The sequence below is a fragment of the Nannocystis punicea genome, from assembly GCF_026965555.1.
GTDB lineage: Bacteria > Myxococcota_A > Polyangia > Nannocystales > Nannocystaceae > Nannocystis > Nannocystis punicea.
This window is the reverse complement of record NZ_CP114040.1, coordinates 5,733,808-5,757,371: the sequence shown is the minus strand read 5'-3', so window position 1 is coordinate 5,757,371 and position 23,564 is coordinate 5,733,808. Positions and strand designations below refer to the sequence as shown.

The following is a 23,564-nucleotide window of genomic DNA, read 5'->3' as shown; positions in this document are numbered from 1 at the left end:
ACGAGCGAGGGCAGGGCGAGGGCGAGCGCCGCGACGACGCCGACGTGGAAGCGCACCGACAGGTCGTTCATCGGTCCTTCACGAACGAGGGCAGGGCGAGGGCGAGCGCCGCGACGACGCCGACGTGGAAGCGCACCGACAGGTCGTTCATCGGTCCTTCACGAACAGGTAGCCGCGCCCGCGGACGGTCCGGATCCGCCGATGCGGCGCCTGGTCGTCGCCGAGCTTGCGCCGCAGCTTGGACACCCGCATGTCGATCGAGCGGTCGAGGCCGTCGAACTCGATCCCGCGCAGCTCCGCCACCAGCTCGTCGCGCGAGAGCACTGCGGGCGCTCGCGTGGCCAGCAACCAGAGCAGGTCGAACTCGGCGTCGGTGAGCGCGACGGGGACGCCCGCGCGGTGAACCGTGCGCCGATCGCCGTCGATGGCGAGGTCGCCCGCGAGGATGCACGCGTCGCTCAGCCGCGCGCCGCGGCGCAGCAGGGCCCGCAGGCGGGCGAGGAGCACCTGGGGGCGTACGGGCTTGGCCAGGTAGTCGTCGGCGCCGGTGTCGAGCGCGACGACCTCGTGGATGTCCTCGTCCTGCGCGGTCAACACGAGGATGAACCCGCGATAGCGGCCGCGAACGGCGCGACAGACCTCGAGGCCGTCGGCGCCCGGGAGCAACATGTCGAGGATGACGCAGTCGGGTGGTTCGGCGAGGATGGCGGCGATCCCCGCGCGACCGTCCGCGACGGCGCGGACCTCGAACCCCTGGGTGGTGAGAAACGCGGTGACCAGGCCGGCGAGTCGCGCGTCGTCCTCGACCAGCAGGATTTGTGGACGGCTCTCCACGTCGGGGACGTCGATCCTCGGCAGCCTTGGCGCCGTGAATCTGCGAGAAACACGAGGCGCTCGCAAGACCGGACCCGTGAGGCGGCGACCGCGTCGCGCGGCTGGCTGCATCGACGGCGGCGGTCGGCGCGAGCTCACGACGGACTCGCTGCGCGGCGCGGCCGTCAGAGCGCCGATGCGCGCCGGTGGGTCCGGCCCAGCGTCGACGCAGAACGAGCCGCGCGCTCGGCATGAACGCCCAGGCGTGGGCCGCCGCTCACGCGGTCAGGTCTTCGCGCGCCGGCGGCGGAGCAGGAGCAGGAGCGGGGCCGCGAGCAGGCCGCCCGCGCCGCCGTCGCTGCGGCAGCCGCAGCCGCCGTCGCCCTGCTGGGGCTGCCCGCTCGTGGCTCCGGTCGCGTCGCCGCTCGAGTCGCTGCTCGACTCGTCGACCGGTTCGCCGGTGGTGCCAGGCTGGCCGGTGGTCGGCGGACCGCCGCCGCTCGGATCGTCGCTGGTCGAGCTCGTGTCGCTCGAGCCGCCGGTCGTGTCCTCACCGGTCGTGTCCTCCCCGGTCGTATCCTCGCCGGTCGTGTCATTGCCGGTCGTGTCTTCGCCGGGCACGCAGACGCCGGCGTCGCACGTGCCGTCGTCGCACGGCTCGCCGTCGGCGGCGAGCTGGTCTTCTGGACAGGTGACTGCGTCGCCGGGGCAGAACTCGGCGGCGTCGCAGGCGGCGGCGGAGGGCCGGCAGACCACGTCGGCGGCGAGGAGCGAGCAGACGCCGTCGGCGACGGCCCCCTGCGCGGCGCTGCAGGCCTGACAGTCGTCGGCTCCGTCGCCGCAGGCGCTGTCGCAGCACACGCCGTCGACGCACGGGCCGCCGTCGCAGTCGTCCGGGCTCGCGCAGGCGCTGCCGATCGGCTGCGTGAACTGCACGAGGAAGCTGTCCCAGCCGGTCTCGGCGTGCTCATCGTCGTGGGTCCCGGGGGTGGCGATCCCGCTGGTCGACGCGCTCCCGCCGAGGATGTGCACGCGGTAGTTCGCGTCGACCGCGGTCCCGACGCAGCCATCGAACTCGGCCCCGCCGTAGTAGCTGCCCCACTGCAGCACGCCGTCGCTGTTCAGCTTGGCGAGGTACGCGTCCTCCTCGCCTTGAAAGGTCGGCTGGTACCCGTTCGGCGTGCCGTAATCGTCCGGCCAGTTGGTCTGGCCGCACAGGTAGATCGAGCCGACCGCGTCGATCCCGACGCTGCCGACGAGCTGCGACCAGCCGTGGCCGTAATAGGTGCCCCAGAGCCGGTTCCCGGCGGCGTCGAAGCGCGCGACGAAGCCGTCGGAGCCGTCGCCCTCGGGCTTGTGCGAGCCGGGCGTGGCGATGTTGTTCTTGGAGATGGTGTAGCCAGAGAGGACGACCCCGCCTTGCGGCAGCGCGGCCACGGAGGCGTCGAGGTCCTGCATCGTACCGCCGTAGAAGGTGCCCCAGGCCCGGGTGCCGTCGAGGTTGAAGCGCACCAGGATGGCGTCGTCGCCGCCGCCGCCGTAGTTCTGCTGGTGCGCGCCCTCGCTGGCGATCACCTTCGACGGGGCGAACGTGCCGCCGCCGACGTAGAGCTCGCCGAGAGCGTTGAGCGATACGCTGGAGAAGATGCCGCCGGAGAAGTTGCCGTAGTAGGTGCCCCACTCGAGCTGGCCCTCCGGGGTGAACCTGGCCAGGAAACCGTTGCCGCCGGTCTCGCCGACGTAGTCCGGCTGATGCGTGCCGGGCGTGCCGAGCCCCGGCGTACTGCCGCGGACGTAACCGACGGCGTACACCGAGCCCTGGGCGTCGATCTCGACCGCGCTGGCCCACTCGTACACCTCGGGCGAGCCGAGATAGGTGGCCCAAGTCAGCGCGCCGTCGAGGCTGAAGGCGGCGACGAAGCCGTCTTCACCGCCGTCTTCGCCGACGGAAAGGGCCGGCTGGAGCGAGCCGCGGGTGGCGATGCCGGTCGACGAGCCGGTGCTCCCGACGATCACCACGCTGTCGGCACCGACCGCGAGGCCGCGGGCGTACTCCATATGGGGTCCGCCGAAGTAGGTCGCCCATACGAGCTTGCCCGTCGGGTCGAATTTGGCGAGGTAGGTGTCGCTGAGCCCGCCGAACTCCGGCTGGTGGACCCCCTCGGTGCCGAGCCCGGTGCCCATCGTGCTGCCGACGACGTAGATGTTGCCCGCGGCGTCGAGCTCGAAGTCGTTGGTGTATTCATCGCCGGAGGCGCCGAAGTAGGTGCCCCAGGCGCGTTCGAGCGACGGGGCCGCGGCCGCGGAACGAGCTGCGCCCGCCGTCGCCAGGGCCGCGAGCGCGGCGAACAGCCGGGAAGACAGCGCAGGGCGTCCCGCGCGAACAAGCGAGTCCAGGTGAAGGTGCATGGAAGGGTCTCCACACAGACAGTTGCGGCGGGTTGCTTTTAAATTGCGGGATGATCGCGAATTGTCCGATTCGCTTCCCCACGCTCGCCTTCGCCCCGGATCAGCGGCGCTCGCGGATGAGGGAGTACCTGGGTCGCGGAGGGGAACACGGCGATGCGCGCGGCGAATGGGCCCGCTCGCGGCGGAGGGACTATGAACATAGGCCGTCGCCGTGGTTGCATTGGCGAGACCGCGGTGGATACTCTGGATTCGACCGCATGCCCCGGAAGGTCCGCACCGCCGCTGCCCCGCCGACTCGCACCGACTTCGAGGCCGCGCTGCAGGGCCTCGGCTACGCCGCACCCGAGCCATTCCCGCACGACGTCTGCCGACACCGCGGCCGCCCGCGCTGCGCCGTGTACACGATGCCGAGCGCGGACTGTCGCCACGACCCGCGGAGCTTCGGCGACCTCGGCTGGCGGGTCTACGAGGGCTGCGAGGCGTGCTGCATGGAGGTCGGCGGGGTGCTGTTCTGCGGCGGGCTGTACGAGCACGTCCGCGTGTTCCGGGGGCAGGTCGATATCACCGGCACGACCGGGGCGGGGCTGTTCGAGTTGCAGCCAGCCCACGAGCTGCTGCCGTGACGGCGATGACGACTGCTCGAGCGAACTCGCGGCCGCTCAGCATCCAGGCGCTTGAATCTGCGCGACCTCGAGCGCGGGCGATCCGACCTGCCGGCGCGAGCAGGGAAGGGCGGCTCGTGACCCGCGACGACGGCGCTGACGAACCTCGACCTCGCGCGCGTCGCGTCGGTCCCGCTCACGCGCTCACCGAAGCGGACGTCGTGGGCGCCCCTGCTCACGCGGCGCACGACCTTCGGCGCCCGCGCGCCGGAACAGCCGCGCGCCGTCTCTGCTAGAGTGCCTCGGTCGCGTGCGCGAGCGCGGCGGACGAGGATCGCCGGAGCATGCCCGACGCCGCACGTATTGGTGATATGCACAGCTGTCCCAAGGTGGAGCCCGGGCCCGTGCCGCACGTCGGCGGGCCGATCCTCAGCGGCAGCGCCAACGTCATCATCGGCTTCTCGCCGGCGGCGCGGGTCGGCGACAGCGTCGTCTGTTTCCCCGTCGGGCCGGCCGACAGCGTCGAGGACGGCTCGCCGACGGTGCTCATCAACTTCCGCGACGCCGCGCGCAAGACCGACCCGTCGTCGCACGGCGGCCAGGTCACCGCCGGCTGCCCTTCCGTCATCATCGGCGGCTCGCCGCAGAGCATGGCGCTGTTCTCGGCCGCTCAGCGCGCCACGCCCTTCTGTGAGGAGTGCGAGCGCCGGCGGCGGGAGCTCGACGAGCGCGACGACTCGGCCCCGATCGAGACCGACACCGTCACGCTCGTCGACGACGAGCCACCCGTGGGCGCGCTCATCGGCGCCGCGCTGCTGGTCGCCGACGGCCTGACGCCGCAGGAGCTCGCCAGTCAGCTCGACGAGGACGACGGCCTCGACGACCTCCGTCGCTCCGCTCGTTACGCCGTCGCCTATCAGTTCTACGCCGCGCACACCGGCGACAAGGTCAAGCCGAGCCGGATCTGGTCGCACCTCGGCGGGATCGACATCTCGCAGCCGGTCGAGGTCGTCGACGTCGCCGGCCGGACGCTCTACCAGCGCGGGCTGCCCGGCGCCGGGACCGGCCAGTACTTCTCGCTCGCGGCCGACGTGCCGCCCGAGCAGCTCGGCGTGTCGGAGCTGGTGTACGCGCTCCAGGACGGCAAGCCGACGCCACCACCTGTCCCTCGGGACATGCGCGTGATCGCGTTCGACGACGACGCGCCCGCGCTCGGCCTCAAGAGCACCGCCGCCGCGATCACCGACACCTGGTCGATGCCGCCGACGGCCGACGACCCCGGCCAGATCACCTCCTGCGAGGGTGGGGGGACGCAGCTCATGGTCCCCAAGGTCTTCCACGCCGGCGCCAGCCTGGTGCTCCCGTAGGAGGCTGCGCGCCATGGCCGACACGATGCGGATCTTGTCCCGCGACGCCTTCGCCGAGGTGCTCCGCGAGGCCCAGCAGCGCACCCGCGAGCTCGACCCGTCGCGCTGGCCGCTGCTGCGGCAGGTCGACGCGCAGCTCGACTACATGGCGCGCACCACCGCCGACGGCCGCGTCCCGTACCCGGAGGAGCGCGCCCGCACGACCCTCGGCCCGCTCGCGGCCCGCGAGCTCGAGCAGCTCGACCCCGAGTTTGCCGACCAGCTCGAGGAGCTCGACTACACCTTTCATCGCTACCCGCTGCTGCCGAAGGGGCCGCCGCGGGTGCGCCGCGGGATCTTGCAGGTGTGGACCGGCCGCGACGCCTTCCGCAAGCTGATCCTCGAGCACGGGGTGCCGCGCACCGTCGGCACCGCGCGCGCGGACTTCATCGTCCACGCCGACGCCGCCGGCTCGCCGCAATTCCAGATCGTGTGGGACGGGGTCAGCGCCCACGTGCGCGCCCACGATCCGCACCAGCTCATCCTCGACGGCGCCCCTGGCTGGTACGGCGAGCTGGCCAATCGCGGCTGGGTGAAGGCCGGCGCGACCACCTTCCGCTTCCTCGTCGAGGACCGCACCCCGCCGCGCTCCCCGGTCACGCCCACGCCCGCGAGCTCGGCCGCCCTCGCCGCGCTGCGGCCTCGTTGCGACGCCGGCACCCTGTACGCGGTCGTCGACGCCGCTCGCTCCGACCGCGCCCTCGTGCTCGTCGAGGAGAGCGTCGACGCCCACGCCTCGCTGTACGACGGCGAACAGGGCCGCGCCTTCGACGACGTCGCGCCGTACCTCGTCCAATTCCGCAGCGACTCCGGGCTGCTCGAGCGGCTGGTCCACGCGGGCTGGGGCGACGCGTGGGGCGTCTTCCTGCAGAGCGACGCCGACTTCGAGGCAGTGCGCCGCCACCTGCGCCAGTTCCTGGTCGTCAAGGGCGAGGGCGAGCCGCGCCGGCTGTTCTTCCGCTTCTACGACCCGAGAGTCATGCGCACCACCGTCGAGGTCTTCACGCCCGAGCAGCGCGCCGAGCTGCTGAAGGGCCTGGACGGCATCTACTTCGAGGACGCCGACGGCCGCCTCCGCGAGCTCCGCTGACGGGCCGCGCTCACTTCGGGCGGTTCGTGCACTCGGCGACCTTGAACACCACCTTCGTGGTGTCGAAGTTGGCGCGCCGTTCCGCGCGCGTGTGGGTGTAGTAATTGACGATGTCGGTGATCTTGTCGACGTGCTCCCCGGTGTCGCCGTTGTCGGCGCGATCGTTGAGCTTCTTCCACCGCCAGTACGCCATCGCCGAGATCATGCCGCCCTTGGGCTCGAGCGTAGATTCGAGGTTCGTCATGATATCGATTCCCGAGCCCGGGTAGCGCGCGTCGATCTGGTTCTGCACGTTCTGGTAGGTCTCCTTGCCCGTGATCTGGATGAACCCGCGGCCGCGGTACTTCCAGCCGTCCCCGCTCTCGATGTTGCCGTTGCCGTTGCGGTCCGCGTAGGCCCGGTTGCCGATCGCCTCCGGATCGGCGCCGTGCTCGTCGGTCTTGCCGTACAGCTTCGCCTCTTCGGGGTGCTTTCGGAAGTACTCGAAGTTCTTCAGCAGCCCCGCTTCGCGGTAGTGCAGGTCCTCCGCCATCACGCTGATCGAAGCCCCGACCTCCTGTTGGATCTGGGCGAAGAAGTGGGCCTTGCGCAGGCAGCGGTTGAGCTCGAACTTCTCGAAGGCGCTGTTGAAGGCCTGGGTCACGCCCGTGATCTTGGTGGCGGAGGCGCTGGAGAAGATCGTCCTCATCTGCTCCTCGGTCACCTTCGCGCAGCAGCGCGGGCAATCGCCCACGCACGCGCCGACCGAGGAATCGACGCCGCTCGCGCCGGACTTCGCGTCGAGATCGGTAAGTCCCTGGCGATGGGCCATGCTCAGCCTCTCCTCGGCAGGTCACCCAGCACGTGCTTCAGCCAGGTGATCGCCTTCTTCTCGAGCCGGACCGGCCACCTCGCCGGCTCGGGGACCATGCCGTCGCGGATGGTGCTGGCGATCCACGGGTAGAGCGGATCGTCGGCGCAGCCGTGGCCGAAGGCGAACATCAGCACGCTCATCAGCGCCTCGCCGCGCGCACTCGGCGACTTGAGGTCGCGCGCCGTCTCGACGCCCTCGCGGATCAAGTTCGCCAGCGCCTGCTCGCCGACATGCGCGACCTTCTCCGGGTACACGGCCGCGAACTGGCGCGACATCTCGGCGACGATGTGCGTCGGCGGGTACTCCAGCGGCTGCTCCGCGACGTTCAGGATCCGCCGCAGCGCCGCGAACGTGTACTCGTCTTCGGGCCCGGCCACCTGCCGGCGATACTCCGTCACCCGCGCGTGGATCCGTCCGGCCCGCTGCATCTGCGGCGCGTCGGGGGAGGCCGTCAGCAGCTCGTGGAACCACGGGTACTGCGGATCGGTGTCGAAGCGGCTGCCGAACAGCAGCATCAGCTCGAGGTACATGCGCACCGGACCGCGCAGGTCGAAGCCGTAGCTCTCGGCCGCGGCCATGCCCGTGCGCACGACCACGAGCATCTGCGCCTCGCCCAGCGTCTTGAACAGCGGCGGCGAGAAGGCGGCCAGGTGGGCCACCATCTCGGCCTCGAAGGCGCGGCGCGGCGGCTCGCGGAAGCGCGCCAGTTGGTCCTTGCCGATCGTCAGCATCGCGACTTACTTCGACCCGCGCTCGGACGGGATCGCGGGCACGGGCTGGGCGTCCTTCGCGTCCGCCGCCGTCCGCGGATCGGCCGCGGCCGCGCGGACCGCCGAGCCGGCGCTGTTGATATAGACCATGCTGCCCTTGATGTAGATCCCGCCCGCGTCGATCGTGATGAAGCCGCCCGGGCCCTGGATGGTCAGCGCCTCGCCGGCGTCGAGGACGATCCGGCTGGCCTTGAAGTGGACCTCGTCGCCGGCCTCGACGGCGAGGCGGCCGGCGATCCTGGCCTGCTCGTTGCCGCCGACGATCCGCGACACCGACTCGTCGATCTTCTCGAGCTGGCTCTTGCGCACGTGCGCGTGGCTGTCGCCGTCGACCAGCTCGAGCTTGTCGCTGCGGACGTGGAGGTCGACGCGACCGGGGGCGTCGACGCCACCGACGAGGAGCTGGACGTCGCCGCCGAGGTGCGCGGTGGTGTGGCGGTGAATTTTGAGGTGGTGGTCGTGGTAGAGCTGGACGAAGCTGTCGCCGGCCTTGCCTTGCTCGTCGTCGCCGACCGTCACGTGCGAGTGGCGGTGGACCGTCGAGAACGCGTCGTTGTTGACGCGCACGTCGAGGTTGCGCTCCGCGTGCAGGAAGATCTGCTCGTCGTTCTTCTTGTCCTCGAAGCGCAGCTCGTTGTAGCCGCCGCCGCCGATCGAGCTGTCCGACTTGATCGTGCTGCGCGTCTTGTGCTCCGGCAGGGTGTACGGCGTCTCGTTGAGGCCGTGGTAGATCCGCCCGGTGATGATCGGCCGGTCGGGGTCGCCCTCGATGAAGTCGACCAGCACCTCGTGACCGATCCGCGGCAGGAACATCGCGCCCCAGCCGTGCCCGGCCCACGCCTGGCTGACGCGGACCCAGCAGGTGCTGCGCTCGTCGTGCTCGCCCTCGCGGTCCCAGTGGAATTGCACGCGGACCCGACCGTGCTCGTCGGTGTGGATCTCCTCGCCTGCAGGCCCGACGACGGTCGCGGTCTGCACCCCGCGCACCGCCGGCCTCGGCGTGACCCGGGCCGGCCGGAACGGCACCTTCAGCTCGGTCGCGGTGAAACTGTTATGATAGGACGTCTCGCCGCCGGCGTCGTGCAGCAGCGCCTGCGGCTGCTCGCCCTTGTGCTCGACGCGGAGGAGGCGATACTCGCCGTTGAGCTCTTCGTGCGGGTGGCCGACGAGGGTCATCACCGCCCCCGCGATCAGCCGCGGGCAATCGCTGGCGCCGACGGCCTGCCGGCGGGTGGCCTGGTGCGCCTCGAGGCGGATCCGCGCGATCGCTTGCCCCTGGTGCGGCCCGGCCCGGCCCGGGTCCTGATATTCGCCGGGGAAGTCGTATTGCTCGAGCTCGGGGCCGTACTTCGCGGTTTCCTTGACCTCCAGCGATTGATCGGGGCGGTGGAGGTTGAGGTCGCGCAGCGTGACCTTGCCGGTCCGCACGCGGCTGCCGATCTGCAGCTCCTTCACGTGCTCGCGGTCCTGGATCAGGTTGTTAGGCCGGTTGAACCACACGGTGGAGGTGCCGGGGATCGGGCCGTGCGCCCCGACGTGATCGGCCATCACCCACACGTGCCGGTCCCGCTCGTGCTCGAAGAAATAGAAGATGCCGTCCTCTTCGAGCAGCCGGCTGACGAACGCGAGGTCGCTCTCCCGGTACTGCACGCAGTAGTTCCGCGGCGCGTACGTCCCGGTCAGGGAGAAGCGGAACCAGTCGCGCGGCAGGCCGGCCCTCGTCAGCACCTCGCCGACGATCTGCGCGGTGGTCTTGTCCTGGAAGATCCGGCAGTCGTGGCGGTGGAGCAGCCGGTGCGCCCAGGGCTCGACGATCAGCTCGTACCGCTGCAGATAGCGGGTGGCGCCGATGTACTCCGCCTCGCACACGATGCCGTGGACCACGCGCTCGACGTCGAGGCCCTGGATCGTCAACAGCGCGGGCTGGCCGACGAAGGTCTCGGGGTCGATCTCGGCCGCGCTGGCGACCTCGACGGCGAAGCGGAACAGCTCGGAGACTGCCTCCTGCCCGGTGAATCGCACCACCTGCAGCGGCAGGTCCGCCACGTCCAGGGTGAACACGGACAGGTCTGCGAGCGACCCGGAGCCCGACGAGACGAGATCGCGCTGGTTCATGAGACAGAGGCCCAGTCGGCCGCTTCCGGCCATGCTTTGCACGCGGGTGGTGCTGCGTCAACGCGTCTTTGCGCGCATCGCAGAGGGCGAGGCGCGAGCGACCGAGCGTGTCGCGAACTCGAGTCGACGCGACGGCTGCACGCAGGGACGAGTCGGGTACTGGAGGGCAATCGCGGGCGCTCGCGGGGCGCGCGTCGTCGCTGCTTCACGCGAGGCCGCCGCGACGACGTGCGAATCACGAGTCGCTGGTGACGACCACGCGAGGAAGCTCGCTCCGGATCGACGCGCAGAGGCCCACACGCGCACGGCTCCGCGTGCAGCGCAGCGCGTGCGACGCCGGCGTGAACCTCCTATGCCCTCCCGGGGCCTCCCCGGGGCCGAGATGGAGGCGCGGGGGGCGTCGCGTCGGCTGGCGTTGAGGACATGTTCTTAAAAACATGTCTCTATGGTCATGAACATGTCCATCGGATCGAAGTCGGACGGCTCGTACTCGCCTTGGCCCGAGCCACGGCGACGAGACGGACGACCTCGCCCCGCTCATTCGTGGCGCGGCAGCCGATCGATGCGCGGCCTACGAGCGCGGGAGGACCTCGAAGACGTAGGGAGACGACGAGGTTCCCTCGCCGCTGTTCTCTTGCTGCAACATGACGTGCCAGGTCATCGTCTCTCCCCCGTTCGACACCATCAGGAAGCAGAAATCGCCCGGTTTCGGTCTGATCGTCCACGTACCGCCAGACACGTGCGCAGGTCGCTCGATCCCGACGACGTCGAACGTGGTGCTGGTGGCCATGATGATCTGGTCCGGCGCCCTGACGGTGGTGTTCGGGAAAATCATCGCGTGTCTCCTTGGGATTTGGGGTGGGTCTGTAGGCCCGGCGCGTGGCGCAATCGGCGCGGTGAGAGCGACCCGGCCAGCACGAGCTCGCCAGGAGAAAGAGGCGCGGCCCCTCCGCTCCGATCCAAAGTTCTGGGAACTTTTTTCGCCCGAAGGCGCGGCATCGGCTCGGCCCCGACATCCGGCAGCGGGGCAGATCGCGTCGCGTTCGATTCGTCGCCCTGAAGCAGCCATGAGATTGACCGCCATCGTCGCGCCCGCACCCGACCGGCCCCTGCATCCCACCGAGGTGACTCCGCGAGTCTTCGATCACGTGGACGAGTTCGCCGAGGCGCTGAGCCTGGCCGCCGGTCGCCCGGTGCCGATTGTCGAGGGGGTCCTCGCCGATGCCCCGGCAGAGGGATTCCTCGTGTACTTTCGTCCTTTCCCGATGGGGAGCTCGAGATTCCCCCCGCGCTCGGTCGGCGCATCGTCCTCGTGAACGCGACCCGGGGCAGCGTGCGGAAGGAGCTGGAGGACTACCGCCTGGCCGCGGCCATCGGTGAGGGCCGATACGTCGACTGGTACGGAGACCGGGCGCGCGAGACGAGCTGCGGTTTGCTCGCACGCAGGGACGTGGCGGAGCGGATCGGGGGTGTCATGGTCAGCCCCCTTTACAGGACCGAGCACTACGGCGAATTCTCGCACCCGAGCCACAGCAGCTTGCCGGAGTTCTTGGTGGCCTACCTGGCCGCCCTGGAGCGAGGCTGAGGCGCTGCCGGGCGGGTGCCGGTGAGGGGCCGAGCCGGGGCCGGGGGAGCTGGGCCAGACGCCCGTGGGTCACGGCTCGGCTCCCCGAAACGACGGCGGCTCGACGGCCCATGGGTCACGGCTCGGCTCAGCGAAACGACGGCGGCTCGGCGGTGCTGGGGATCGTCAAGCTGCGCTCGCGGCCGTCGAAGACGATCGTATAGGTGCCGGCGTCCATCGGCCCGGTCTGGCACTCCGTGCGGGCGTACCAGAGGCCTCCGTCGCCGCGGACGTGTTTGTATTCGACGGAGGTCTGAATCGTCAGAGCGTCGCCGACGACGGCGATCTCGCACGTCGGGCGCTTCAGTTTGCCTTCGTAGTGGAAGAAGGCGCGGACGACCAGGCGCTCGCCCTCGAGGTAGTCGAGCTCGCCGGGCAGCACGCCCCACACCGAGTCGTCGACGCCGGGCGGGACCACGTACACCTCGGCGTAGTCCTCCTCCTCGTCCAGGGGCTCGTAACACCCGGTCATGGCGAGGAGGACGACGAGGCCGCAGCGGTGCATGACGATCGAGGAAGATGACATCCTCGCGCCGAGCTTGCAACCCGCGGGCCGAACCGGAGCCAGCCACGCCTTCAGCCGGACGCTCGCCGGCGTCGCCGCCGAGCGCCCGCGCGCTCGCAGGACATGCCCGTTCGGACATGTCCCATGATTCACAGCCTCAGCCGGGCGTCACGCCGGGCTGCGAGGCTTGCAGCGACCACTCGAAATTGTCGAGCAGCACCAGCGAGTCGTACCACGGGTCGCCGGTGTCCCACAGGACGAACCGGAGCTCCATCGTCTCGCCGGGCTTGACGTTGCCCGACATCTTGAGCCAGCCGGTGCCGCCGCCGACCTGATTGTTGGTACCGCAGTAGCCGGGGTCGTTGATGAACTGCGGCGCCGGGTTGGTGAGGTGGAAGCCGGTGCCCGCGAGCTCGGCGTTGCCGACGCAGCTGTTGTAAGTGCCGGCCGGCGGGTAGCCGCAGCTGATCTGGCCGTTCTTGCACTGCGTGAACAGGCCGGGCGCGCCCTTGAGGATGTTGACGCCGAGCGGGAACAGCTGGTTGTTCTGGTTCTTGTAGATGGCGACGTTCTTGTCGGCGGGGTTGCCCGCGCCCTGGCCGTCGACCAGCGTCAGGAAGAAGTCGTTGTACGGGCTGCACACCCACTCGGGGTACTCGCTCGAGAAGAAGTACACGTAGGCGCTGAACGACAGCGCGTTGGTCGGCACGCGGACCCGCAGCTTGAGCTGGATCGTGTCCTGGCCGGTCGCTCCGCCCTGCGGCGCCGGGCAGCCGGGCGCGTTGGGGAAGTTGTTGCCGTTGGCGGCCAGCCAGTCGGCCGGCACCGCGGCCGAGGTGCCGAGCTGCGTGCCGCCCTGGAACGCCGAGTAGGCCGGCATCACGTCGTTGGAGTCGGCGGCGTTGCCGGTCGAGAGCACCGCCAGGCTGGCGTTCTTCTGCGGCACGATCACGCTGCCGAAGCCGGGGCGGATCGACTTGGCCGCCGCGGCCGGGGCGCCGGCGCCGTTCGAGCGGCTGAACCCGCCCGAGATCACGCCCCACTTCTTGTCCTTGATCGGCGGGTTCTCGGTGGTGAACTGGCACAGGTCGATCGCGCGGGCGTACTGCAGCGCGTCGTTCGAGTTGCTGGGCAGGCCGCCGTCGCACGCGGGGATCACGTTGTCCTGCATGCCGTCGCAGTCGTCGTCGACGGTGTTGCCGAGGACCTCGAACGCGCCCGGGTTGACAATTTCGGGGTTGAGGCAGGTCGGGCCGATCTCGTCGCAGCAGTCGCCGCCGCACACGGTCCAGCCGTCGCCGTCGACGTCGGCGTCCTCGTCGACCTGGCCGTCGCAGTCGTCGTCGAGGCCGTTGCTGCAGAGGTCGGTCGCGCCCGGCAGGACCTCACCGTCGCACGGGCCCCAGCCGGTGCCCTCGGGGTTGCAGGTGTGCATGCCGCCCTTGCAGATGCCGACGTCCTGGGTGCCGTCGGGGCCCGAGTAGCAGGCCTCGGTGGCGCCCGGCGTGCACTGGCACTCGCCCTGGGTCTCGCAGCCGTTGTTGGGGTTGTTGTCGCAGTCGGCGAAGCCGGCCGTGCAGGCCCCGAGGCCGCACTGGCCCATCGCGCAGCTGGCCTCGGCGTTCGGCAGCGCCGGGCACGGTTCGCAGCCGCCGCAGTGGGCCGGGTCGTTCAGCGGGTCGACGCAGGCCTCGGCGCAGCAGGCCAGGCCGCCCTCGCACGGCTGCATGTCGTTGCAGCCGGGCACACACGCGCTGTCCTTGCATACCTGTCCGAGAGGACATGCGGCATCGGCGCTGCAACCCTTGCACGTGTGGTCGGCGAGGTCGCAGGTGGCGGGCGCGGTGCAATCCTCGTCGCCGTCGCACCCGGGCTGGCAGCTGTCGCCGGCGCAGTACTGGCCTTCGGGACAGTCGGGCACGCAGCCGCTCATCGTCGTCGTCGGCGTGGTGGTCGCGTCGGTCGACGGCTCGCCGGTGGTCTCGGTGCCGTCGGTGGTCGTCGGCGCGGTCGTGCCCGGCTCGGGCCCCGTCGTCGACGTCTGCGCGTCGGTGGCGGTGACGGTGGTGATCGATGTCATCGGCGAGGTGTTCGTGACACCGGTGACCTGGGGGTCATCATCGCCACACGCGGAGGACAGCAAGACGAGGGCGGAGCCGAGGGGGACGAAGCCAAGAAGACGAACACGCATGATTTCAAGATAGGCCGGGGCCCGGGGGCGCTGCAACGAACCAGCAAAGAGCGCGACCGAGGACCGAGAAGCGCAGAGGCCGCGCGGTCGCTGTCGCTGTCGTAACCCGGCACCCGGGAGCGCACCGCGGGCCGGCCTGGCACGGTCGCCGGCGTCGCGGTGAAACCCGGCGATCTGGCCTGCAGGCCCGCCCTTCGCGGTCGTAACCGCGATCTGGAGCTGCAGGCCCGCACTTCGCCGTCGTACCCGGCGAACTGGAGCTCGCTGCAGGCCCGCACTTCGCCGTCGTACCCGGCAAACTGGAGCTTCTTCGCGGTCGACGAGGACCGCGACGGCGGCATGGCCCGCGCGGCCCGTCACTCCAGCGAGCCCGGCTCCGGCGAGCTCCTGCTGGCCCTGGTGCACTGCGAAATCCGCGACGCGTGGCGCCGGGTCCAGGGCGGCGGGGTGGTCGAAGGGCACGCGCGTGTCGTTCCGTTTGCGATCTCCGCGGCAGCGTTCGACCCCGCCGGCGGCGAAGTGCTGCGGGCCGGCGCGACGGAGCGGGGGCACCTCGCGGCGAGGACCCGTGGACCCACCGCACGCGAGCTCGCCGGCGACATCGGCGACGACCAGGGCGAGCTCGCCGACGAGCTCGCCGCCGTACTCCGAGCCGACCAGCCCGACGTCAGCAACGTCCGAGCGAGCGCACTCTCATGAGGCGCAACGGCGGCTCGCCGAGCAGAAGGTCGCGGCCTACTTGGTACAGGAGCTGCCCCCCGGGTCACTCAGCTTGCGGGTGACGCAGCAGACCCTCGGCAGCACGCGGCAAGGGGTCGAATGTCGTGCTGATCTACTTCCGGAACCAGGGCCTGCTGCAGCTGCGTGGTCGGGCTCTCGAGATCCTCAATCTCGAGGCGCTCAAGAGCTTGATCCCTCCACCTCCGCCGAGCGTGCTGTGTGTGTATCGGCGCGCGCCGCGAGTTGCGTAGCGGCCCCAGCGCGTGCCGTCCGGGACCTCCGCCACAAGGCCCGAGAGCGCGGCCTCGCGTGTCGGCAACAACAAGGTTTTCCATTGGCTAAATTACCTCACGTTCGGGTCGATGGAGGGGGATGACCTTCACCATGACATGACCTTTCGGCCATGTTCGATGGCCGCGCCGGCGCTCAAGAACATGAGCGCCGGTGCAAGGGCCGCGCTGGGGTACTCGATGCTCACCGGTGAAACTTTCGCCGAGCCGCGCCACGGGTGAGCTGCTGCTCGACGGTGACGGTGGGCTCACCAGGGAACACGACGGCGATGCCGGCCCTGCGCGACTCGAAGCGCCACGCCGGAGCTGGAGCCTCGCAGGCCAGCGACGCGAGGAGCGGCACCTCCGGGTCGGCCTGAAACGCCTCGGACACCGCGACGCCTCGCCCTGCGGCGATCAGCGAAGCGCGGCTGCGGCCGCCGGGTACGCGAGGGCCGCCAGCGTGTCGACGTCGAGGACGCGGAGCTCGAGCAGCGCCATCGCCAGCGCCGACTCGTCCGGGTGGACGTCGCTCGCGCGTGCAGTCGGCCGCACGACCGGGCGGGCAAGGCGGTAGAGCGCGGCGTCGAAGCCGGTATCGCTGCCCCGGAAGCCCTCGAGGCACACGCCGCCGAGCCAGCCGGGCTCGGTGAATTCCTCGTCGTGGAACGGGTGCTCGCCGGTGAGCGCCTCGTAGTACAGGATGCCGGCGGCGAGCAGGTCCGCCGGGCCGGGTTCGTCGCGTGCGACGGGCTGCTCGGCGAAGCCCCTGGTGGCGCCGCCGGTGGTGCAGCCGGGCGCGACGAGCTGGCAACCGGACAGCGCCCAGCGGAACGCCTCGAATTGCGAGGTCAACGAGGGAGCGTCGCGCAGCCGCGCGCGGGGCAGGTAGTACGGCGGCAGCAACGGGTAGTAGCGGGGGCGCGTGGTGAATGAACAGCGGCTGTGGCTGTCGCCGGAGGCGTGGAGATCGTGCTCGACGAGGAACACCGCCGGATCGATCAGCACGAAGCGGTCGCGCTCCGGGGCGAGGATGATGTTGCTGCCGTGGAGGTCGCCGTGAGCCGCGGCGGCGAGCGACTTCCACAGCGAGATCATCATGCGCGGCAAAAGCTGCCGCTGCTCGCGCCGCGACAGCTCGGCGAGGGTCGGGCCCGGGTGCCACGGCATCACCAGCCCGAACACGCCGGGTTCGCCCTCGCGCGAGCGCACGGGGCCGGCGGCGAGGACGTCGTGGTTCCACGTGCCGGCCGTCGCCCGGATCCGCTCGGCTTCGTGGGCGAGCAGCTCCTCGCCGGGGGCGCGCTCGGCAAACCTGCCGGCGTAGCCGATCGCGGAATAGAGGCGCGAGAAGACGACCGAGTGCTCGGCGACGTATGCGTTGTCTTTGGGAAACCCGAGGCCCTTGACCTTGATCGCCACCGCGACGCCCTCGAGTTCGCCGCGGTACAGATCGAAGGCGCCGGCCCTCACCTGCTCACAGTGGCGAACGACCCCGAGCCCGTCGACGTGAAACTCGCCCACGCGGGCGAGGATAACCGATCGGGCGTCACCAGCTCGAGCGTGGCGCCCGCGTCGACGTAGCGGCGCGAGATCGCCTTGGCGACCGGGGCGCGCAGCTGCGCCTCCACGATCTTCGCGCTGGCATCTTCCACCGTGGTGCGCTGCTGCCGGAGCGACGCGCGGGCGCTGCGCTTGCGCCGACAACGACGCAGCCGACGAAGAACTCCGACAGGTCCACCGGCGACGCCTCGTCGAGGGGCCTCGAGCATGCTCATCCTTCGCGTTGATGGCCACCGGGTCGACCGCATCGCTCACCGATGACACACTCGCCCCACATGCTCGAGTCTCCCTTGCAAACCGTGCGCGATGCCTTCGAGCTCCACCGGGCTCGCTTGCTCTCGCGCGCACAGGTCGAGGAGCGCCTGCGCCGAGCTCTCATGCGCCTGCGCGACAAGAGCACCCGCCACGCCGCACACCACGAGCTGCTGCTGCTGCTGCCGCACGCACCCTTTCATCCGGACTTGCTGCGCGGGCTCCTGTCGCAGAAGAAGAAGCCATACGACGAGGAGGCGCGCCGCTACTGGATGGCGCTTGCCGATGCGATCGGTGACCACGCCGAGTGGCAACCACCCGCCTGCGGCGCGTGGGACGAGTACGAGCAACGGGTGTTGCAACGGCTGGCCGAAGGTCGACACGAGAAGGGCACGGACAGCGAGCTGTACTTCGAGGGCCTGGGCCCACGGATTGGACGCTACAACGTCGAGCTGCGCTGGGCCGACGAGCACCACGCCGCGGCGAAAGCAGCGTACGACCGCTTCCTCTCGCGCGGGTATCGCCTATTCGAGGACTACACGTGGCCGTTCATGGACAGCTTTCGGTCGCCGTGGCGCCTCACCGACATCGCAGGGAGGTTCCGTCGCTCGGCGCTCTTGCAGCTGTTCGAGGAGCTCGCGCCACTGGTGGAAGACGTCCGCTTCTACTGCGTCACGCAGATGCTTCGCTACGAGGTCTGGATCGTACGTGGCACCTGCTACGTGCACGACCATCCCGACGACCTCGACGAGCGCGTCGGCGACGTCTTGGTTCCGCTGCTGCGCTCCCATCCGCTGGACGAGGCCCTGCGCAGGTTCGTGGCCGACCACCGACGCTGCGAAGCCGACCTCGAGCTGGAGGCGATCGCGGCGCGACGGACCGGCGCCAGCGTGGAGAACGCCCGGCGCTGGATCGAGGACTGTCGCGCCCTCGGCGGCGACGTCTTGGATCTGAGCGCCCGGCTCGACGAGCTCACCCGCAGGGCGTGAGCGCGCTCGTGCCCTGCACCATGCTGATCGACTTCGCGGTGGCCGGCGGTCGGCCGCCGTGCGAAGCTCGCCGGGAATGGCCGAGGCCGGCACGCAGTCGATCGCCGCGGCCTTCGCGCTGCACCGCTGGCAACTGCGCTCGGACGAGGAGATCGAGCGCGCCGGGTTGTTTGCTATCGTGCGGCATGCGCAGATTCTTGCTGGTGGCGATCCTCGTCGGCTGTGGTGATTCTTCGGGCGGAACCGACGGGAACACGGGCTCGACGGGCCCGACTTCGGACGCGAGCGCCACCGGCCCGACGACCGGCCCGGGGCTGATGAAGTGCGCCGGCGACGGCGACTGCCCCACCGGACTGAAGTGCATCGACACCTGGTGTCAGGAGTGCGGCGACCATGCCGACTGCACCGAGGACGAGTACTGCTGGGCCGGCGCCTGCAAGCCGAAGCGGGAGCTCGGCGAGCCGTGCGAGGCGCTGGAGAAGGGCTGCAAGAGCGGCGTCTGCGGGCTCGTCGGCGACGAGCCCACGTGCGTCACCCCGTGCGAATACGAGGAGGAGCCGACCCCGCCGGCGGGGCCGTTCGTGTTCCCGCCCTACGAGTGCTCGCCCGGGTTCCTGTGCGTCCGCGGCGGCTGGGGCACAGATTGGTACTGCTGGCCGGAGAACTCCGGCGACTACAAGATGCCGGGCGAGACGTGCGCCCAGGACCCGACCGACTGGGACCAGCCCAGCACGGATTGCGTGACGCTGTGGTGCGGGGACGAAGGCAAGTGCGCGTGGAACTGCAAGCCGCGGAAGGCCGACCCCCTGTCCGAATGGCCCTGTCCGGAGGGACAGCAGTGCGTCGAGACGTTCAGCAGCATGGGCGCCCCCGGCGGGCCCTGCATCGACATGGACATCAACAACCCGTTCGACCACTACTCGGTCCAGTGCGAGTGCAGGCCGTGACGGCCGCGAGGCTCCGCCCTCGGCCCTCGACGAGCGCGGCGCCGCGTTGGCCGCGGCGTCGCGCGTGTGGCAATCTCTCGCGATGAAAAACTCGTCATGGTACGGCGGGGCCGTGCTCACGCTCGTCGCCGCCCTCGGTTGCCCCAACTCGCCGGCGACAGGCGACACCGAGGACACCAGCAGCGGCGAGAGCACGACGGCCGCCCCCGCCACGACGGCCGGCCCCACCACGTCGGGCACCGGCGAGCCGACCACGGGCGAGCCGCCGCAGTGTCAGGACGACGCCGAGTGCGACGGCGGCTACGCCTGCGAGGAGGGGGTGTGCGTCCTGCCGGCGGCCCCGCTCTCGCCCTGTCCCGCGCCGCCGCTCGAGGTCGTCACCTTCCCGCTGGGGGCGCCCGCGACCGGCCTCGCAGTGCTCGACGTCAACGGCGACATGCGCAACGACGTCATCACCGCCGAGCCCGGCTCGCACGGCGTCAACTTCCACCTGAGCATCATCGGCAACGAGATCTACTACTACGGGATCTCGTCGGTGGGCGACCCCACCGCGGACTACAGCCTGGCCGCCGGCGACCTCGACGGCGACGCTCAGCCCGATCTCGTCGTCGCCGGCGGCGCTCCCAACAAGGTCGTCGTCCTCGCCAACCACGACGTCTCCTTCGACCTCACCGGCGAGGTCGCCACCGACAACCTGATGCGCGCGCTCGCGGTCGCCCGGGTCGACGGCGACGCCTTTTCCGACGTCCTCGCCGTCGACAGCGCCGCCCGCCAGCTCGTCGTCTTCCGCGGCGACGGCATGGGCGGCCTCATGCCGGGCCAGGCCATCGTCGACGTCGTCACCGATGTCGGCGCCGCCGTCCTCGACCTCGACGGCAACGGCCTCGCCGACCTCGTCGGCGCGCCGCTGCCCGCCGGCACCGACCTCACCGTCGCCCGGGGCGACGGCAACGGTGGCTTCATGCTCGACACGCCCCTGGTCGTCCCGCCCGGCGTCACGCGGGTCCACGGCTCGAACCTGGGCGGCGTCCACCTGGCCGCCACGCGGATCGAGGACGGAGCCGGCAGCGTCCTCGCGTGGCGCGGTCAGGGCAATGCCGCCTGGTCCGAGCCCATGGCCTTCTCCACCTCGCTCCCGCTGCTCGGCGGCAGCTTCGTCGACTTCGACGGCGACGACGCCCCCGACCTCGTCGCCGCCACCCCCTCCGACTCCGTCCTCGTCCTGTTCGGCGACGACGCCGGTGGGTTCCAGTGCGAGCGGAGTTACACCCTGCCGAGCGGCACCGCGGCCCCGCCGCTCGTCACCGCCGCCGACGTCGTCGGGAGCTTCCAGGTCGAGCTCGTGGTCGCCCTCGCCGACGAGCCCACGCTGCTGCTCTTCAGCCCGTGATCGCGGGGGCATGGGCCGGGGGAGGGGAGTGCGAGCGAGTGGCCGGCGCGCCGCTCAGGAGTCGAGGCCCCAGGCGCCCACGAGCCTGAGGTGGCGGCCGCAGGTCTCGTCATCGCCGGCAGCTTCGGCGAGCTCGGGCCACATGAGCGGACCGGGCAGGGTCCGGGCATGGGCGTCGAGGGCCGCTGCGGCGCGCGCGAGTTCGACGTCGGCCGGATAGACGATATGGGCGCAGAGCCCCGGATGCTCGCTGCCTTCCGGCGAGACGACGCGATAGCGAGAACCGCTCTGGACCTGGAGCGCGCCGCGGTGAGCCTCGACGACGCGGCGCAGTCCGGCGAGCGCGGCCTCGCCGGGATGGACACCATCGATGCGAAACGCGAAGTAGCCCCCGCGCGCGAGCGTGGCGAGCTCGGCGTAGATCATGACGGGCGGGTCGGCTTCGTTCGGACCCGGCTCGTCGCCGACACCGAGGGAATCGAAAGCGACTTGATCGCCATGACGCTGCGGGTACCGGAGCGAGGAGATCTCGAGGAGCTTCGCGGTGCAAGGGCCCGAGCGGCGGGCCCACAGATCCTGCAGCTCGCCGTCGGGGTGAACGACGCGGATCTTGCACACCTCCCAGCGCTCGTCGATCGGGCCAGAGTCGCCGGCGACCGTCATCCCGAGGCGAGCGGCGCTGTCGCGGACCTTGTCCCACGCACCGAGCAAGGTGGCGGCGAGCATGCGGTCGCAGTGATGGACGCCACCGCCGAGGTTGGGGTCGAGCGCGAGCACCTCGTCGATCAAGCGCAAGACCACGGGCCAGTCGCGCTGCTCGCGGGCGTTTCTGGCGTGGAGCAGGCGCGCGGCGACGGCGTCACGCGCATCGGTGGCGAGCGCGACGAGGTGCTCGTTGCTGCCCGCGAGGTCGCCGAGGCGGGCGAGACGCCGGGCGCTGATCCACCGCCCGACGCGGCGCGAAGCGTCGTCGCCGGCCGCCAGCAGGCGCTCGCCGAGGGCGCGGTGGCGGTCGGACTCGCCGGCCGCCAGGTAGGCGCTCTCGAGCAAGCGGGCGACGTCCAGGTCGGGCCGTTCGGCGAGCAAGCGCTCGAGCAGCGCGGCCGACTCGCCGGCGAAGCCGAGGTCGAAGAGCGTGGCGGCGTGGCGACGGGCGAGCACGCGGTCGCCCGGGCGTGCGGCGCTGGCGGCGGCGCGGACTCGCAGGATGTCCTCGGGGTCTGACGGGCGCGCGGCGACCGGCTGACTCTCGGCTGTCTCGAGGGACAGACGCGCGCGGGCGAGGCGGTCGAGCCGGTCGAGCGGCCGACGCAGCTTGGTGGCGAGCCGCTCCATGGTGGCGAGGTGGAGGCGGGCGACCGCAGGCGAGCCGCGGCGGCAGGCGAGGTCGACCGCGTCGGCTGCGAGCTGAAACGGCCCGTCGAACGAGCCCTGGGCCTCCAGGCGGGTGATGAAGCGCTGGAGCAGCCGATCGAGGGCGCGGTCGTTGGGTCGCGCGCCGATGGCGACGAGTTGGACCTGGGCGTCGGTGTAGATCCCGTAGAGGGCGGGGAGCGGGAGGATGTCCTCAGGGACAGGTACTTCCCGCATCGCGTCCTCGGCCCGGCCCATTCGGGCGTAGATCCGGGCGAGGTCGATCCGCCGGGCCCGACGCGCGTGGTCGTCGCCACGGCCGTGGGCGATCGCCTCCTGACAGGCGGCCAGCGCCTCTTCGACGCGACCGAGCTGGATGAGCGCGCCGATCCGCTGCGGCAGCAGCTCGCGGCGATCTGGCGCCATCACCCGCCGTTGCTCGTCGAGGAAGTCGATGCAGGCCTGAGGGGCGTCCTGGTCACGCAGGGCGCCGGCGAGCTCGTTGCTGATGCAGGCGTAGCACGGCCAGCTCGGGTCGATGCGGCTCAGGGTCTCGCGCGAGACTGCGATCCGCTCCGGCGCGTAGCCCGGGCCGTCGACCCAGGCGTAACAGGCGGCGAGATCCTGCACGGTGCATACGGCCTGCGGACAGCCGCGGGCGGCCTCGCCGTGCGAGAAGTCGACGAGCGCGACGGCTTCCCCGAGGGCCATGTCCCCCTGCGCGCGGTGGAGGACGCGGCTCTGCAGGTGCCAGTGGCGCACGAAGACCTCGACCCACGGGAGCCGAGCGGCGCGGGCGAGCGCGAGGGCGACGGGCGCGAGAGCGTCGACGCGATCGTGCCGATCGGAGGCGGCCGCGCGCGGGAGCTCGCGCATCAGTTCGGCCAGCTCCTGGTGCCCGGCGGCGCGCAGTTCGGGCTCGAGGTCGTCGATCCACTTCCAGATGTTCATGCGAGCGCGCACCCTCTCTAGGCGAGGCATGCCTCGCCGTCAAGCGTCGGGACCGCGCTGCGCCGGCGGGCGAGGACTGTCGTCCGAGATGTCGGCGACGACACCCACCGAGCCGCGCCGGCCGGGAGCCGCCTCCTCGCTCGCGTCTCGCGGCCAGCCCCGCGGCGAGCGAGGGGCCCGTCGGCGCGGCCGGGTGCGACAGGACCTCGGGGACATGGTCGAAGGGACAGCCTCGATCGGCGAGCACGTGCTCGTCGCGGGGATCGGTCGTCCGCGAGCGCCGGCGCGGCGCGGCGGTTACTTCTCGACCCGACTGTCTCGGCCCACCCCCCCGGAATGCACACACCACCACCGCAGGCCATAACATTCGATGGGCAATCGACTCTCGGTCGTGGATGCAGGCCGAAGAAGTCGCCGCAGGGCATTGTCGGGGGCGCGAGGCAGACAGCCGCGCGTGTACGACTTGACGCCGCAGTCCGCACGCCCTCGCCCGAAATAGCGCATTCGCGGGGCGTCTCCTGCGCAGCGAGGGCGCTCGATTTCGCATTCACCGATTCATTGGACGGATCGGACGCCTCGCTCCGGCTCGTGGCGACTGTCACAGACTGGGCCCATTCGGAGTCGACGGGGTGCGCGACACCTCGCCGGCGGGCCGTGTCGCCCGGCGGACGCGCGTGTGATCGCCGCGCCGCGCGGGCGGCCCTTGGACGCTGCCGACGCGTGCGCTCGACCCGAGGCTCGTCGCCCACGAA

The 23,564-nt window shown here is 71.0% G+C and carries 21 protein-coding genes; 9 read left to right on the top strand and 12 right to left on the bottom strand.

The window, feature by feature from the left end:
• Positions 1-147: 147 nt before the first annotated feature.
• Positions 148-834, bottom strand: coding sequence for a response regulator (locus O0S08_RS22190; protein WP_269041207.1), 687 nt, complete (start codon positions 832-834; stop codon positions 148-150).
• A 264-nt stretch (positions 835-1,098) separates the two neighbouring features.
• Positions 1,099-3,222, bottom strand: coding sequence for a hypothetical protein (locus O0S08_RS22185; RefSeq protein ID WP_269041206.1), 2,124 nt, complete (start codon positions 3,220-3,222; stop codon positions 1,099-1,101).
• Positions 3,223-3,479: 257 nt separating this feature from the next.
• On the opposite strand from O0S08_RS22185, the gene O0S08_RS22180 reads away from it, so the two are divergent.
• The 3 genes from O0S08_RS22180 (at position 3,480) to O0S08_RS22170 (ending at position 6,320) form a co-directional block, all read left to right on the top strand.
• Positions 3,480-3,845, top strand: a complete 366-nt coding sequence (locus tag O0S08_RS22180; RefSeq protein WP_269041205.1) for a hypothetical protein — start codon at positions 3,480-3,482, stop codon at positions 3,843-3,845.
• Between the two features lie 323 nt (positions 3,846-4,168).
• Positions 4,169-5,191 (top strand): PAAR domain-containing protein, encoded by a 1,023-nt coding sequence (locus O0S08_RS22175; RefSeq protein WP_269041204.1) that lies wholly within the window; start codon positions 4,169-4,171, stop codon positions 5,189-5,191.
• 13 nt (positions 5,192-5,204) lie between these two features.
• The gene (locus tag O0S08_RS22170; protein ID WP_269041203.1) at positions 5,205-6,320 is read left to right on the top strand and encodes an immunity protein Tsi6 family protein; all 1,116 of its coding nucleotides are present in this window, start codon (positions 5,205-5,207) and stop codon (positions 6,318-6,320) included.
• Positions 6,321-6,330: 10 nt separating this feature from the next.
• Here the strand turns inward: O0S08_RS22170 and O0S08_RS22165 are convergent, their stop codons facing one another.
• From O0S08_RS22165 to O0S08_RS22150, 4 genes are all read right to left on the bottom strand, one after another.
• Positions 6,331-7,131 (bottom strand): glycoside hydrolase family 19 protein, encoded by an 801-nt coding sequence (locus O0S08_RS22165; RefSeq protein WP_269041202.1) that lies wholly within the window; start codon positions 7,129-7,131, stop codon positions 6,331-6,333.
• Positions 7,132-7,133: 2 nt separating this feature from the next.
• Complete coding sequence (locus O0S08_RS22160) at positions 7,134-7,904, bottom strand: hypothetical protein (protein WP_269041201.1); 771 nt, start codon at positions 7,902-7,904, stop codon at positions 7,134-7,136.
• A gap of 6 nt (positions 7,905-7,910) precedes the next feature.
• Positions 7,911-10,058: a type VI secretion system Vgr family protein gene (locus O0S08_RS22155; protein ID WP_269041200.1), complete on the bottom strand. Its 2,148-nt coding sequence runs from the start codon at positions 10,056-10,058 to the stop codon at positions 7,911-7,913.
• Positions 10,059-10,629: 571 nt separating this feature from the next.
• Positions 10,630-10,893, bottom strand: coding sequence for a hypothetical protein (locus O0S08_RS22150; RefSeq protein ID WP_269041199.1), 264 nt, complete (start codon positions 10,891-10,893; stop codon positions 10,630-10,632).
• 232 nt (positions 10,894-11,125) lie between these two features.
• On the opposite strand from O0S08_RS22150, the gene O0S08_RS22145 reads away from it, so the two are divergent.
• A complete protein-coding gene (locus O0S08_RS22145; RefSeq protein ID WP_269041198.1) occupies positions 11,126-11,374 on the top strand; it encodes a hypothetical protein in 249 nt (82 codons plus the stop codon).
• Positions 11,375-11,770: 396 nt separating this feature from the next.
• Here O0S08_RS22145 and O0S08_RS22140 read toward each other — a convergent pair whose 3' ends face one another.
• Both O0S08_RS22140 and O0S08_RS22135 read right to left on the bottom strand, forming a co-directional pair.
• Positions 11,771-12,208: a hypothetical protein gene (locus O0S08_RS22140; RefSeq protein WP_269041197.1), complete on the bottom strand. Its 438-nt coding sequence runs from the start codon at positions 12,206-12,208 to the stop codon at positions 11,771-11,773.
• Between the two features lie 136 nt (positions 12,209-12,344).
• Positions 12,345-14,378 (bottom strand): choice-of-anchor L domain-containing protein, encoded by a 2,034-nt coding sequence (locus tag O0S08_RS22135; RefSeq protein ID WP_269041196.1) that lies wholly within the window; start codon positions 14,376-14,378, stop codon positions 12,345-12,347.
• Positions 14,379-14,537: 159 nt separating this feature from the next.
• On the opposite strand from O0S08_RS22135, the gene O0S08_RS22130 reads away from it, so the two are divergent.
• Positions 14,538-15,077 carry a hypothetical protein gene (locus tag O0S08_RS22130; protein ID WP_269041195.1) on the top strand — a complete coding sequence of 180 codons (540 nt, stop codon included), beginning with the start codon at positions 14,538-14,540 and terminating at the stop codon, positions 15,075-15,077.
• A gap of 495 nt (positions 15,078-15,572) precedes the next feature.
• Here the strand turns inward: O0S08_RS22130 and O0S08_RS22125 are convergent, their stop codons facing one another.
• Genes O0S08_RS22125 through O0S08_RS22115 form a run of 3 tightly spaced genes read right to left on the bottom strand, consistent with a single transcriptional unit; the run spans position 15,573 to position 17,022 of the window.
• Positions 15,573-15,761 (bottom strand): hypothetical protein, encoded by a 189-nt coding sequence (locus O0S08_RS22125; protein WP_269041194.1) that lies wholly within the window; start codon positions 15,759-15,761, stop codon positions 15,573-15,575.
• Positions 15,762-15,784: 23 nt separating this feature from the next.
• On the bottom strand, positions 15,785-16,891 hold the full coding sequence (locus O0S08_RS22120; protein WP_269041193.1) for a serine/threonine-protein kinase: 1,107 nt from the start codon (positions 16,889-16,891) through the stop codon (positions 15,785-15,787).
• Positions 16,837-17,022 (bottom strand): hypothetical protein, encoded by a 186-nt coding sequence (locus O0S08_RS22115; RefSeq protein ID WP_269041192.1) that lies wholly within the window; start codon positions 17,020-17,022, stop codon positions 16,837-16,839. Before O0S08_RS22115 ends, O0S08_RS22120 begins: the two co-directional genes overlap by 55 nt.
• A 183-nt stretch (positions 17,023-17,205) precedes the next feature.
• Here O0S08_RS22115 and O0S08_RS22110 point away from each other — a divergent pair, with 183 nt between their 5' ends.
• The 4 genes from O0S08_RS22110 (at position 17,206) to O0S08_RS22095 (ending at position 20,508) form a co-directional block, all read left to right on the top strand.
• Positions 17,206-18,171, top strand: coding sequence for a hypothetical protein (locus O0S08_RS22110; protein WP_269041191.1), 966 nt, complete (start codon positions 17,206-17,208; stop codon positions 18,169-18,171).
• A 76-nt stretch (positions 18,172-18,247) separates the two neighbouring features.
• Positions 18,248-18,400: a hypothetical protein gene (locus tag O0S08_RS22105; RefSeq protein ID WP_269041190.1), complete on the top strand. Its 153-nt coding sequence runs from the start codon at positions 18,248-18,250 to the stop codon at positions 18,398-18,400.
• Positions 18,357-19,118, top strand: a complete 762-nt coding sequence (locus O0S08_RS22100; RefSeq protein ID WP_269041189.1) for a hypothetical protein — start codon at positions 18,357-18,359, stop codon at positions 19,116-19,118. Before O0S08_RS22105 ends, O0S08_RS22100 begins: the two co-directional genes overlap by 44 nt.
• Positions 19,119-19,200: 82 nt before the next feature.
• Entirely contained in the window at positions 19,201-20,508 is a 1,308-nt protein-coding gene (locus O0S08_RS22095) for an FG-GAP repeat domain-containing protein (RefSeq protein WP_269041188.1), read from the top strand.
• A 54-nt stretch (positions 20,509-20,562) separates the two neighbouring features.
• Here the strand turns inward: O0S08_RS22095 and O0S08_RS22090 are convergent, their stop codons facing one another.
• A complete protein-coding gene (locus tag O0S08_RS22090; protein ID WP_269041187.1) occupies positions 20,563-22,812 on the bottom strand; it encodes a tetratricopeptide repeat protein in 2,250 nt (749 codons plus the stop codon).
• Between the last annotated feature and the right edge of the window lie 752 nt (positions 22,813-23,564).